11 protein-coding genes are annotated in these 13,038 nt (G+C 40.1%); 8 read left to right on the top strand and 3 right to left on the bottom strand.

Annotated features, from left to right (window positions below):
- Window positions 1–379: 379 nt before the first annotated feature.
- The 3 genes from DS742_RS20710 to DS742_RS20700 all read right to left on the bottom strand — a co-directional run bounded on the left by DS742_RS20710 (window position 380) and on the right by DS742_RS20700 (window position 4,270).
- The gene (locus tag DS742_RS20710) at window positions 380–1,255 is read right to left on the bottom strand and encodes a hypothetical protein (protein WP_117418859.1); all 876 of its coding nucleotides are present in this window, start codon (window positions 1,253–1,255) and stop codon (window positions 380–382) included.
- A complete protein-coding gene (locus DS742_RS20705; RefSeq protein ID WP_117418858.1) occupies window positions 1,252–4,017 on the bottom strand; it encodes an RNA dependent RNA polymerase in 2,766 nt (921 codons plus the stop codon). The genes DS742_RS20710 and DS742_RS20705 overlap by 4 nt, the downstream gene beginning before the upstream one ends.
- A 67-nt stretch (window positions 4,018–4,084) precedes the next feature.
- Entirely contained in the window at window positions 4,085–4,270 is a 186-nt protein-coding gene (locus tag DS742_RS20700) for a hypothetical protein (protein ID WP_117418857.1), read from the bottom strand.
- Window positions 4,271–4,722: 452 nt separating this feature from the next.
- On the opposite strand from DS742_RS20700, the gene DS742_RS20695 reads away from it, so the two are divergent.
- The 8 genes from DS742_RS20695 (at window position 4,723) to DS742_RS20660 (ending at window position 13,038) form a co-directional block, all read left to right on the top strand.
- A complete protein-coding gene (locus DS742_RS20695) occupies window positions 4,723–5,841 on the top strand; it encodes a C45 family autoproteolytic acyltransferase/hydrolase (RefSeq protein WP_117418856.1) in 1,119 nt (372 codons plus the stop codon).
- Window positions 5,842–5,860: 19 nt separating this feature from the next.
- Complete coding sequence (locus DS742_RS20690; RefSeq protein ID WP_117418855.1) at window positions 5,861–6,736, top strand: AraC family transcriptional regulator; 876 nt, start codon at window positions 5,861–5,863, stop codon at window positions 6,734–6,736.
- A gap of 109 nt (window positions 6,737–6,845) precedes the next feature.
- Complete coding sequence (locus DS742_RS20685; RefSeq protein WP_117418854.1) at window positions 6,846–7,634, top strand: AAC(3) family N-acetyltransferase; 789 nt, start codon at window positions 6,846–6,848, stop codon at window positions 7,632–7,634.
- 133 nt (window positions 7,635–7,767) lie between these two features.
- Window positions 7,768–8,145, top strand: a complete 378-nt coding sequence (locus DS742_RS20680) for a hypothetical protein (protein ID WP_117418853.1) — start codon at window positions 7,768–7,770, stop codon at window positions 8,143–8,145.
- 340 nt (window positions 8,146–8,485) lie between these two features.
- Window positions 8,486–8,995 (top strand): QueT transporter family protein, encoded by a 510-nt coding sequence (locus DS742_RS20675; RefSeq protein ID WP_117418852.1) that lies wholly within the window; start codon window positions 8,486–8,488, stop codon window positions 8,993–8,995.
- 182 nt (window positions 8,996–9,177) lie between these two features.
- Window positions 9,178–10,050 (top strand): hypothetical protein, encoded by an 873-nt coding sequence (locus DS742_RS29580; RefSeq protein WP_242996657.1) that lies wholly within the window; start codon window positions 9,178–9,180, stop codon window positions 10,048–10,050.
- A 277-nt stretch (window positions 10,051–10,327) separates the two neighbouring features.
- Complete coding sequence (murC, locus tag DS742_RS20665; protein WP_117418851.1) at window positions 10,328–11,707, top strand: UDP-N-acetylmuramate--L-alanine ligase; 1,380 nt, start codon at window positions 10,328–10,330, stop codon at window positions 11,705–11,707.
- A gap of 263 nt (window positions 11,708–11,970) precedes the next feature.
- Window positions 11,971–13,038 (top strand): DnaD domain protein, encoded by a 1,068-nt coding sequence (locus DS742_RS20660; RefSeq protein ID WP_117418850.1) that lies wholly within the window; start codon window positions 11,971–11,973, stop codon window positions 13,036–13,038.

Below are 13,038 nucleotides of genomic sequence, written 5' to 3'. Positions count from 1 at the left end.
CCTCTACTTTCTTTCACACTAGAATTCTCCTTTTTATTGTTAATAAGCATTTATATAAAGACACCATAACTCCTCTTGGGTTTATGGTAAATTTGAATTGTGGAGAAACAATCAATCCTCCACCTGTTAAGATATTTTCTGTACAAAGTACGAAATAAACAGGTTTCATTCGTAGATTTATAACTGTATAAGTGAACGGTAGTCTGACAGCAAGAATGCGATCAGACCACCGGTGACAAGGAGTTTTATGAGAAAGGAATTTTAATCGTTACCTTTCCATATTAGAAAAATTACAATCGAACACATGTTCTTGTTTTGCTCTTATAATACAAGGGATTTTAAGCACTTTCTGACAATTGCGAATTAAAATGAACCGGGTCTACACTGTAGTTTTGTTACGGTAACGCCTCATTTTCATCTTCTGAAGTTCTTTGCGGTGTGAGGTTTTACATGATTCACATCTGCATTCCCTGCTTGCCGCATCTGCGTTAAAAATTTTCCCGCAGTCCATACAGGTAATGGTTTTTATTCCTACCGGAGTGTAGTAGGGATTCTTACCTGCACAATCTTTGCAGTATTTCTTATTAATAGAAGTTCTTCTGACTAAAATACCGCAGCCGGTACATCTTATATAGTCCTCCCCCTTGTAGCGTCTCCACTCATAACCCAGTTTACGGAAATCTGTAATGAAGAGACGTTTCTCAGAATCATCATCAATAAATAATACCTTAATGCTTAGATTATCGATTTTTTTGGCAAAATCAATCAGACCTGACTCCTTTAGCTTATGAAAGCGAATATCTTTATCATAAGAAGTGGTGGTAATACAGGCAAGCCTGTAAATCTCGCTGTCCGGATTATTTACCCAGTTCTGATTATTTTTATTTTTGAAATTGTGATACTTAGCCAGGCATAAGAGGGTAAATGCCAGACGCTCCAAAACCTTGTCCTTCATCTGATTGATAACATCCAGCTCATTTACAGTAATCCAGATGCCGTCGCATTGGCAGAGAGGATATTTTGATGCCCGCTCCGCGCAGGTTTCGATGCTGTTTGTCCAGTCCATAGGATTATATCTGGGGTAATGATGTTCCATAAAGTCCTGAAGCAGTTTTATCAGTTCTTCTCCATTGCAGCCGCAGATATGGCAGTAATAGCGGGCCAGAATGCTGAGAATCTGATACGGTTTTGAAAAATCGATCTGATCTGACATAAGTAATTGTTCCACATAATCTTTTTCATTTAAAATTATCAAAGTAATTCATCCTCTCTTAATCTCTTTTCTTTCATAATGAATGACTCTCCTCCAAATTCAAAATCCCCCTTAGTTTCTGTCAGTTCGGGATAATGGATGATATAATTATTTTTTTTGAGAAGAGTCTGTATTATGGTATCCCCGCAGACATCCCATACAAATTGTTTGGATTTATTGGTGGTATAGCACATATCTAAAAGAATTTCACATAATTCCAATGCATTGGGACAAATGGATTCGCATGCTGAGCGGAATTTCATCAGCATTATAGTCCGGTTTGCAGCCATCTCTTCTTTATCCAGACGCATGGCTTTGGCTGTCTGATGATAGAGCTTCATGGAATCGTCATATTCTTTTTTTATATTCTCGATTTTTCGATAATCACTTTTCTGGTAATTCATTCCGCATTTTAAGACAGAGTAATCAAAGCAGGCTTCATTTTTACGGTCGGTAAGAAATTGACCAAATGTTTCTTCAAACAGGAGGCAGATCCGGTTGATGGTACAGAGATTATTTCCGGTTGGCATAAATTTCTTATGGTATTCCAGAAATTCCCCCTGTTCAGGAGTATAATCCTGAATTTGTTCCAGCTCTTTAAGCGGCATTTGAAAGCGCCGGATGCATTTCTTATTGCTGTCAGTGGTGTATTTCTTATATTCATTCATAAGATCTGGGTATATGTATCTCATGAAATAAGGCTTTTTTTCAGCTGCTATGTTAAAACAAAGATTCTTGAATTCCTTTTCTTCTTCCGTTGTTTCAGGAAGCTGGCGGCAGGCTGATTTATCATACCAGTATCTGGGCATTGGCTTTGATAAAATCCCCTTTGCCTTATCAATGGAATTTTGCTGGTAGTGCTGTCCGCACATGATTCTGTATTCAAGAGCCATGTATTCCGGACTTCCCTTTTTAAAACTGGACTGAAGTTCAATCATAGAGGTGATTTTGTTGGTTGTAGATCCGATTTCATCACCAAAAGCCAGTAGATTGGCTTTGACAAGAGCCGGCTCGTCTGGAATAATCTTTTCTGCCTGCCTCTGAACACATTCAATGGCAGGAACGTCTCTGGTATTTTTTAAAATGATTTTGTTATCAGTAGTAAAAAAGCTGTCACTGTCTTTATCTGCTCCATTTAAAGCATCGCAGGTAGAATCCCATGAATTAAGAATCATTCCGGTCTGATTATACTGATACCAGTAATCCATTTCTTCGCTGTGAACCACGGAACGTTTCCGAATGTTGTTGTGGCAGGTCATGGGAGCGCGAAAGCAGGCAATTTCTTTTACCCCTTTCTGACGCCAGTATCTGTGATAGACTTCTCCCTGTTTTAAAAGGCCGGTAACCGGCAGCCCAAAGATTGACTGAGCCAGGGAATAAAGGTCGCCGGATACGATGGCGTAATTGCCGGAAAGCTGAATGGAGCCTTTGGCGGCCATCTGGATTCTTTTTTTAATCATTCCATAAACCTTATTAAGTATAAAGGGATCATCCATCATTTTGGGATCAATCATGAGGGCTTTAACAAAATCATTGTTTAGGCCCTCCATTTGATCATCCTCCAAATACATTCCCTTTAAGAAAACCAGGGTTTTTCCCCAGTCCATGCAAAGGGCGCCTTTCAGCTCCTCTATGGTAGGTTTACAGAGCAGACTGATTTCTTCATCTGTAAATTCATAGGTCTGAAGAAACTGATAATTAGCATTTCTTACATGTTCCAGCCTGAGAGGTGTTGTTTTTGATACGGAAAACTGATAGTGGTTTTCCATGGAGCAGCGGAGAAAATGTTCCAGACTCTCATAGGAATCCCAGAGTTTCACCATTGAGGTAGTAAGTATTACATCATAGTCCCGGACATCCCGAAGCGTCCCCCAGGCATCAGAAATCATATAGTTTCCATGATTGATCTTCCGGGCAAACTCTACAAAATCAAATGTAAATAGCATCCCTTTGGTCCATGCAAAGCGTGTATTAATACCGGTAATGGTCTTTACTTCTGCATAATCTCCGTTCAGCTCTTTGTTTACGAGCTTAGAATATTCCGGAGACATAAGACCGTAGCCGTCGGAATCACAATAGTTAATTTCGTAATTTTTTTCATATGACATGTGTGGTTCTTCTAAAGCCTCATCCCGTATAAGAATTACGTCTTCTTTCCATGACACATAACAATCCTTTACAACCACCATGCGGGGCATGGATACGGGAATAGAGCCGCTGCAGATCAGAGCCTGGTAGGCTTCCAGTTTGGCAGGAATCAGCTTTTTATTTAAATCTCTCCCATTATCCATCCGTTTTTTTATTTCTTCGTAAATCCGATCACTTACATAGGTTATTGTAGACTTTTTGACACCACCGTTGGTGCCGAGAAGTCTGTGGTAACTGGTTCCATTAATAGAAAATCCTTTGTTTGCTCTATGATAATCCTTACTGGAATTCATGATTAAATAAAGGCAGTCTTTCTGATATTGAAGGTCATATAATTTCTTGTATAAGTCTTTTATCTTTTTTTTAGAATCATCGCTTTTTTTCGCTTTTTTCAGTTCTTTTAAATGCAGCTTAACAGAATTAACCTCGCTGTCTAAATCCTCACTACCGTTCAATTCCAGGATCCAACGCAGCAGCTGGCTGTCTCCTGTAGCTACCACATCACTTTTATTATTAAGTGCGGTAGAAAGAGGCAGTGTCAAATTCCAGCCTGCCTTGGCTAATCGCCTGCTTTGCAGTTTATATATAAATTTGTGACAGGATTGTTCTCTGGCCAATTTATTTTCCCCCTTTAATCATGCTGATTTAAATATTAAAAGTAGTATCTCTTATAGTATTCTTGTTCTAAGTGGTATGTTTGTCCGTCATCTGGGCCCTGTCTGACTGAACTTTGCGTTCTTCTGGTGTATATGGGGGGATCCGGCGCTGATTTGTACGTTCGGTACAGAAATCACGGACATTAATTTCACCCGCATAGAATCTGTGAAATTCTTCTCTTGTTGGTATGGTTGGTTTCTGAAATGATTTCATATTGAATGGTTCTCCTTTTCGTTTTTCATCTGCCGGCAGTTAACAGGTCAGATTATCATGAAACAGGAGAGAAGAATGATAGATAATAAAATGGGGAGTATTTAGAAGATTGTATTTTTATTAAAGTTGTTGGTGGTGTGTGTACAAATAATAACACTGTGTAGGCATAATGTCAACAATGTTTTTGATTATTTTAGATTTTAGATTTACTATTGACTTCATAAGGTGTTGGTGTTATGATTATATTAGAACATATGTTCGAAACAGAGGGAAGATTATAAATTATTAATTACGGGGGAATAGTATAATAAAATCAAAGGTGGTATATTGTATATGTTAAGGTGCGGGAAGCTAATTTGTGTTGTAACTGAGTTATATAAAAAGAGCAGAAAATATCATGTAAAATTCCGCCTGTCTGATTAAACTAAATTCAGAACAGGAGGATTAAGAATATGAATAATGTATCAGCTTATACCATGAATTTAAAAGGCACAAATTACGAAACGGGTTACCAGATGGGCAGGATTATGGGAGAGATTCCCCAACTAAAAGCACTCCATACCCAATCGGTGGAAGGTTTTGGAACAGATGATTTCAAGGAGGCACAGAAACTGTTTGATCAATGGTGCCCCGGACTAACTGAGGAAATTCAAGGATTTGCAGACGCATTGCAGGTGAATGCAGATCAAATTTTCTTCTATGGAATGACTTATCTGCTGCCCCGCTGCAGCCATATGGCACTGCTGCCATCCATAACAGCAGAGCATAAGCCGCTCCTTGCCCGGAACTATGAGTTTCATCATGAAGCCGAAGATTTCTGTCTTGTGAAAACTAAAATAAAAGGAAAGTTTGCACATATTGGCACGAGTGTACTATTCTTTGGCAGAGATGATGGTATTAATGAACATGGGCTGGCGGTGACTATGAGTTCCTGTGGATTTCCCGTTGGTGCAATGGCGTATATGAGGGAACCCAGAATTAAAGGCCTTCAGTTCTGGGCAGTTATTCGTGCCTTATTGGAGAATTGTAAAGATGTAAGTGATGGTCTTCAGTATATCAGGAATATGCCCATCGCCTATAACTTAAATTTAATACTTCTTGATCAGGCTGGTAATACCGCCTTGGTAGAGACGGTGGATGGAAGATTAGCATTTAAAAAGCTGGATGCTGACTCATCTCAACAGTTTTTACACGCTACCAATCACCCGGTATTACCTGAATTAGTACCTTATGAGCCCAAAGCATTTGTCCACTCGGCAAAGCGTTATGATTATATTACAAGAAAACTGACTGGAGCCTCTGAAATAACAAGGGACCAGTTAAAAAATATGCTTTTGTCAAAATATCCTGAGGGATTATGCACCCATTATTATGAAGAATATTTTGGAACCACTAAGAGCATGATCTTGTCTCCGGCAGACAGATCCATCGATATCTGCTGGGGCGGAAGAGAAGAAAATGGCTGGGAACGATTTCTTGTAAGTGATGATATGAAAGAAACGGTCAGGGAAATCGGATTAAATTTTGAAAAAGCAGATCCGGTTATTTATACTTATCAGCCGTTAGATTGAAAAAGGAGAGAAATTTGACATGGACTACCGAAAGTCGCTGGAACGGGCAGTGATTTATATAGAAGCCAATTTAAGAGAAGACATTCGTGTAGAAGATGTGGCCAGGGCTGCCGGTTATTCTTACTATCATCTCAACCGGCAGTTCTTTTCTCTTCTGGGTGAAACAATAGGAAGTTACATTAAAAAACGCCGCCTGGCCGATGGGGCAAAGCGTCTGTTATATACAGATGAGAGAATCATTGATATTGCTGTAGACAGTGGTTTTGAATCATCAGAAGCATTCAGCCGGGCTTTTAAAGCAATATATCGGGTAAGCCCGCAGACATATCGCATTAATCGGCTGGATGCGTATGTGGGAGCAAAAGAACGATTGGATCAGGGACTTTTACAACATCTGATTTCTAACGTAACCGTTCACCCCAAAATTGTAACCATACCTGAGATTAAAGTAGCAGGAATTCGGGGAGAGACTACACTGTCCGATATAAAACTAAGAGATCTTTGGAATAATGCAAACCGAATGTATCATGAAATTCCGAATCTGGTGGAGGGAGGCAGAGGTTTTGGCATCTGCGAAGCCTGCAATGAAAACACACTTTATACTATGAATGACTGGGTTTTATTTACGGAGGTTGCAGGCTATGAAGTACATTCTTTTGAAGGCTTGCCATCGAAATTTGTCAGAAAGGTTCTGCCAGCAGGAAAGTATGCCGTGTTCACTCACAGGGGAAGCTTAAGTATGCTGCCTCAGACGTTTGAATATATCTGGGGAACATGGTTTTTATCAACCGAAGAGGAATTGGACTGGAGGGAGGACTTTGAACTCTATGATAACAGATTTCTGGGCTACGATCACCCAGATTCTGAAGTTGATCTTTATATTCCAGTTCGATAACAGTGGTGGTTCCGTGGTATGAATCATAGTAGCTTGCAAAATACCGGCGGTTCCCTTATGATTGTAGATATAAAACTATTAATGGATTTGGGATAAGAAAGGTATCATTATGTTTACAAAACAAAATCTGAAACAAAATCTAAAGGAAATGGGAATAGAGCCTTTTGATACATTACTGGTGCATTCATCCTTGAAGGCAATCGGAGAGGTTGAAGGTGGAGCGGATACCGTACTGGATGCCTTTATGGAATACCTGTGTGAAGGTCTTCTGATACTGCCAACTCATACATGGTTTTCCATGTCGGAATATCATAATGTATTTGATCCCAGGATTGAGCCCGCCTGTGTGGGAATTTTACCCAATCTTTTCATGAAACGGAAAGGTGTGCTTCGTTCGCTTCATCCGACCCATAGTGTAGCTGTGTACGGAAAGGATAGTGAAGCATTTATTGAAGGAGAAGAAAATCGAACAACGCCCTGCCCTCCAGGAGGGTGCTATGATCGCTTAAAAGGAAGAAACGGTAAAATTCTGCTTCTTGGAGTGGGGCATGAGAGAAATACCTTTATTCACTGTGTGGAAGAACATTTAGATGTGCCGGATCGACTGACTAAGGAGCCCACATATTTTAAGATCATTATGCCTGACGGTCGGATAAAGCCTTCCTTTATGCACCGCCATTATAATTCTGTCACGGATCATATCTCAGAAAATTACACAAAACTGGAACAGGCTTTCTATGAAAGAGGTGCAGCAGTTAAGTCTTCTTTTGGGGATGCAGCCTGCATTTTATGTAATTCGAAAGCTATTTTTGATGTGACAAAAGATGTGCTGTCTCACCAGATCAATTGTATTATTGAATTGGACACAATTCCTAAGGAGTGGTGGATGAAAAATTAAGCCAGGGGGTTGATATGGCTTATACAGAGTTGTGTCAGAGCGTGTCACGGAAATTTCATAAATAGTGATTGTGAACCCAGAAAAGATTGGTTATAATTTATATAGAAAGACAGAGTGGAGGATGAAAATTATTATGGAAATAGCTGGGTTGAATAAATACTGTCATACCGACGTATCATCAAAAAAATCGGGAACAGAAGCATTTAGAAATGAAGTATTGAATTGGAAATTAAAAATAATGGAAAAAATTAATGCGGACTTAGAAAATGACCGTAAAGGTAGTATTAATATGTCTGAAAAAAATTGGAATGCTTTCATGAATAGAGTGGATAGTACAGTGAATACATTTAGCCAAAATGTAAAAACAGATGTTAAAGCTGATTATTCCAGACCAGTTGAGGAAGATAAACGACTTTGTGAAGATTATTTTATGGGAAATTTAAATGAGAAGGAAAAATTACAATTAAATGTACTTCAATCTTTTCAAAGGTATTATAGAAAGGATTTATAAACTACTGGCAGTCAGGGAAACCATGTATCTCAGTAGTATCATATGACGCCAAAGTGATATACCAAACACTAAGTGGAATGTCTATAAGAAATACCGAATAGAGCCACTTGATAAATCCACAGGGTAATGGTATACTGTAGCAGTCTGAGGAATTTGAAAATAAGGTGGTTAAAGCATATCTGAGGCATAATTGTTGAAAGTTATGTCAACTCCCTGCTTTTAGTACCCGAAAGACAATAATAAGGCCGTGAAATTCCTTGTAAAATAGAGGGCTTTCACAACAAAGACCGGTGTGTTCGAGACCTTCCACACCTAAAACAAAACTAGAGGAGAAAAAAATATGAATCACAAATCATCAGTGAAAACCCATTTCATTGTTTTTTCTGCAGTGATTGCTGCAATCTACACGGTGCTGACCATGGCATTTGCCCCCATCAGCTTCGGACCAGTCCAGTTTCGTGTTTCGGAAATGCTTTGTATCCTTCCCTACTTTACCCCAGCTGCAATTCCCGGATTATTTATCGGTTGTTTTCTGTCTAATCTCCTGTGCGGAGCAGCTGCACTTGATGTGATTTTTGGCAGTCTGGCCACGCTGATTGGTGCGGTTGGAGCCTATAAACTCCGGGGGAATAAATGGCTGGTATGTATACCGCCTATTTTGTCCAATGTTGTTATTATTCCATGGGTTCTTCGTTATGCTTACGGCTCACCGGATATGATATGGTATGCGATGGTCACGGTTGGTATTGGGGAGATTCTTGCAATTGGAGTATTGGGGAATATATTGCTGGGTGTTCTTAACAGGTATAAATATCTTATATTTGATCGTTTCTTTTCAGAAACAGTCTGATAGAAGATCACAAATTTAGGAACTCCTGACCCAGTTAAAGTCGGGAGTTTTTTGTTTATATTTTCTATTTCATTCATCAGTTACATGTGATAAAATATAATTATCTAAAACAATGTTATGTAACCGAAATGTAACCGTTTTTTTATATAATAAATTTACAAATGAAAGACTATGGTGAAGGGATGACAGTTGGAAGAATGAGTGTGGTTCGTAATTCAGACAGGTATTTTACAATAGCGGTAGATGAATTTGAAGATAATAGTATAAAAGGGATTTTATTTCATGAAAGCGGCTCTGGCGGAATATTATTTGAAAGCCTCCTGGAGATGTTTTTTAATATGGATCGGATATTTGATCAGCTGGGCTGTCCGAAGCAGACGGTTCAACGGCGGCAGTTTTCTGGAATAGACGATCTTACTCCCGAAATTAAAAAAAGCAGTGAAAAAGAAAGACCTGGAAAATTGGCGACCTTTTGTGTTTTTGTACAGTATCGGTATTATGCAAGCTGGCAGGGGAATATAAAGTGGGTCGAAGGAGATGTGAAGATATCTTTTGAAAGTGAACTTGAACTGATTCTAGCCATGTACCTTCTTTTGACCGGTAATGACAGAAAAGAGCAGGTTAATAACATTATGACGACCTGCCATATAGCAATTGATACCTACCATTCCGGAAAGTTTACAGGAAATTACCAGAATATACCGTCTGAGACATTAGAGCAGCAGGTGGAGCCCGTGGATCTGGCAAAGTCTCTTGGTACATTTATGGAATATGAACTGAAAAATGACGATATACCCAAGTACGGGCTGAATTATGGACAGCTGATATCCAGTGATGCATGTACGCTCTGCAGAAGAGGAGGGAAGATTGCGTCTTTCTCTGTTAAAGTGCTATTTCATGAACACGCAACCTGGCAGGGAATTATTTACTGGAGAGAGGGCAGACAGCAGCAGCTGTTTAGAAGTTATAAGGAAATGATTTATTTGATTGCATCGGTAGCAGAGGCTTCGGCTGGAAACGATGATTATAGAGGATTTATGCCTGTACGGGCATAACTTGCATTATCCGGATCATAATTTCCATGTCATAAAGTGCACTTTACAGGTCATAGAATCTGTAAGGTGCATTTTTATGTTATTTGAAAAATGCCGCAGCTGCAAACAGAGCATCTCACCATGCCGCATAATTCCAGTTTGGATTCACAGGTAGATTTTCTTCCATTTTTCTTATATAATAAAGAAGAAAGCGGTTGACTTTATAAGAAAAAAGCAGTAAAAGTAAGTGGAAGTAACCGTTACATAAATAAAACAATAAATTAAGGATGGATAAAGCATGTATCAGATTGATTTTCATAAACCGCAGGCAGTTCATTTTATTGGTATTGGAGGAATCAGCATGAGCGGTCTGGCTGAGATTCTCATGGATGAGGGATTTACAGTAACCGGATCAGATTCACATGAATCGGAACTGACGCATCACCTGGAAGCAAAAGGCGCAAAGATTGCGTATGGACAGTGTGCGGAGAATATTACAGAAGGAATCGATGTGGTGGTTTATACGGCTGCAGTACACTCTGATAATCCTGAGCTGAAAGCTGCAAAAGAAAAGGGACTGCCCATTTTAAGCAGGGCTGAGCTGCTTGGTCAGATGATGAAGAATTATGAGAATGCGATTGCGATTTCAGGAACCCACGGAAAAACTACGACAACCTCTATGATTACTGAGGTTCTTCTCTGTGCAGATGCGGATCCCACTATTTCCGTAGGAGGAATTTTAAACTCCATAGGGGGAAATATCCGTGTGGGAGGTCCGGAACTTTTTGTGACCGAAGCCTGTGAATATACCAACAGTTTTCTGTCCTTTTATCCGACTGTTGAGATAATTTTAAATATAGAGGCAGATCATCTGGATTTCTTTAAAGATATCAAGGATATTCGTAACTCTTTCCGGCTGTTTGCCCAGAAGCTGCCTGAGGATGGACTGCTGGTGATTAATAACGACATTGAAAATATCGAGGAGATCGTTCGTGATCTTCCCTGTAGGGTGATTACGTTTGGAAAGAAAGCCGGAAGCAGATACCAGGCGGAGACCATTCAGTTCGATGATCTGGCAAGAGCCACCTATGATTTAAAGATTGATGACACTGTCGTAGATTCGGTTACCCTTGGAGTACCCGGAGAACACAATGTGTATAATTCCCTGGCAGCTGCCGCCGTTTGCGCGGAGCTTGGAATATCACTGGATCAGGTAAAAAAGGGGCTAAAACATTTTACAGGTACCAACAGGCGTTTTGAAAAGAAGGGGGAGCTGGGAGGCGTCACCATCATTGATGATTATGCCCATCATCCCCAGGAGATCCGCGCAACCCTGAATACAGCGCAGCACTATCCCCATAAAAAACTGTGGGTTGTTTTCCAACCCCATACATATACACGTACAAAGGCATTTCTTGACGAATTTGCAGATGCACTGTCTCTGGCAGATGAGGTAGTTCTGGCAGAAATTTATGCAGCAAGAGAAACCGATAATCTGGGGATCAGTTCTGCAGATATCGTGGATAGAATAGAGAAAAAAGGTGTAAAAGCGCATTATATTACCTCGTTTGATGAGATTGAAACATTTATTTTAGAAAATTGTATACACGGTGATTTGTTGATAACTATGGGTGCCGGAGACATTGTAAAAGTGGGAGAAAAGCTGTTGGGCTTATAGTTATCCACATTATCCACATAGTTTTCAACATTTTATGTTAAGAAACTATGTGGATTTTTTAATTTACATAAATTATCGTCTCACAATTTAAAAAATCTCGGTTTTATCAGCAATTCAACAGGATCATAGTGGATAAACCAAGATTATGTATACTTGGTTTCCACATTATCCACAATATCCACAATTGATTTAGTGGATAACTGCCCCTATTTTCTTTTGGAAAGACCTGTGGTATGATAGGAACATGATAAAAAGGTGAGGTTATGGCGGTGAATTTTAAGAGCAGTTTTAAGATCAATGGTACGATAATATCCAATCAATTTATAGATGATTTTATGGCCTCGGCGAATGGTGAATACATAAAAGAATACCTGTTTCTGATTCGTCATGAAGGGGAAGAGGTAACCGTATCCGGGATCGCCGATGCTTTAAACCATACAGAGGCCGATGTAATGCGCGCCTTATCTTACTGGAAAAAAGCCGGGGTATTAGATGAGGAGGCCGTTACAAAGCCGCAGGTTTCTTCTGCAGTATCGGAGACTGCATGTTCCGGACGCTCGGCAGCGGAAGAGAAAAAGGAGAAACCTGTGGAATCCGCAGGCCGTAAATCCTACACTCCGGATCAGATCAGCGGGCTGGCAGGAGACGAGGATTTTTCCCAGCTGCTTTATATTGCCCAGAAATATATGAACAAAGTTTTCACTCAGAGAGAATGTGAGGTATTTGCTTATCTTTATGATGGGCTTCATATGCCAACGGAGCTTTTAGAATATGTGGTCGAGTATTGTGTACAGGGTGGACATACCAGCATCCGGTATATTGAGACGGTAGCCATCAACTGGCACGAAAAGGGTATTAAGACGGTAGATGATGCGAAGAATAATGCACTTACTTTTTCTAAGGATACCTTTGCAGTCATGAGGGCGTTTGGACTGAGTGACCGAAATCCGGGTGACTCAGAGCGGGAGTATATGGATAAATGGTTCCGTACTTACGGATTTACAAAAGAGCTGGTTATGGAAGCATGCAGCCGCACTTTGACAGCGACACATTCCCCAAGCTTTCCTTATACGGACAAGATTATAGAAGGCTGGAAGAAAGCCGGAGCCCGTACAATGGAAGATATCCGCAGGCTGGACGAGCAGCATGCGGACCGGAAAAAGGCTGGAGGCGATAAAGGCCAAAAGACGGCAGCGGGCACAGGAGGCGGAGAATATAAGCAGGCAGCAGGCACAAAGGGAAGAAGCGGGCAGAACCAGTTTCAGAATTTCCCTCAACGGGAGATCGATTATGATGCCCTTATTCTTGGACAGCTGACGGAGCTTAAGTAA

Source organism: Lacrimispora amygdalina (assembly GCF_003432035.1).
Classification (GTDB): Bacteria; Bacillota; Clostridia; order Lachnospirales; family Lachnospiraceae; genus Lacrimispora; species Lacrimispora amygdalina.
This window is presented reverse-complemented; position numbering and strand designations above follow the sequence as displayed.

Bases quoted from the DNA above. Each gene is read 5' to 3' on its own strand.
- DS742_RS20700 (WP_117418857.1), bottom strand. From the start codon at position 4,270: ATGAAATCATTTCAGAAACCAACCATACCAACAAGAGAAGAATTTCAC.
- DS742_RS20695 (WP_117418856.1), top strand. From the start codon at position 4,723: ATGAATAATGTATCAGCTTATACCATGAATTTAAAAGGCACAAATTAC.
- DS742_RS20690 (WP_117418855.1), top strand. From the start codon at position 5,861: ATGGACTACCGAAAGTCGCTGGAACGGGCAGTGATTTATATAGAAGCC.
- DS742_RS20685 (WP_117418854.1), top strand. From the start codon at position 6,846: ATGTTTACAAAACAAAATCTGAAACAAAATCTAAAGGAAATGGGAATA.
- DS742_RS20680 (WP_117418853.1), top strand. From the start codon at position 7,768: ATGGAAATAGCTGGGTTGAATAAATACTGTCATACCGACGTATCATCA.
- DS742_RS20675 (WP_117418852.1), top strand. From the start codon at position 8,486: ATGAATCACAAATCATCAGTGAAAACCCATTTCATTGTTTTTTCTGCA.
- DS742_RS29580 (WP_242996657.1), top strand. From the start codon at position 9,178: ATGACAGTTGGAAGAATGAGTGTGGTTCGTAATTCAGACAGGTATTTT.
- murC (WP_117418851.1), top strand. From the start codon at position 10,328: ATGTATCAGATTGATTTTCATAAACCGCAGGCAGTTCATTTTATTGGT.
- DS742_RS20660 (WP_117418850.1), top strand. From the start codon at position 11,971: ATGGCGGTGAATTTTAAGAGCAGTTTTAAGATCAATGGTACGATAATA.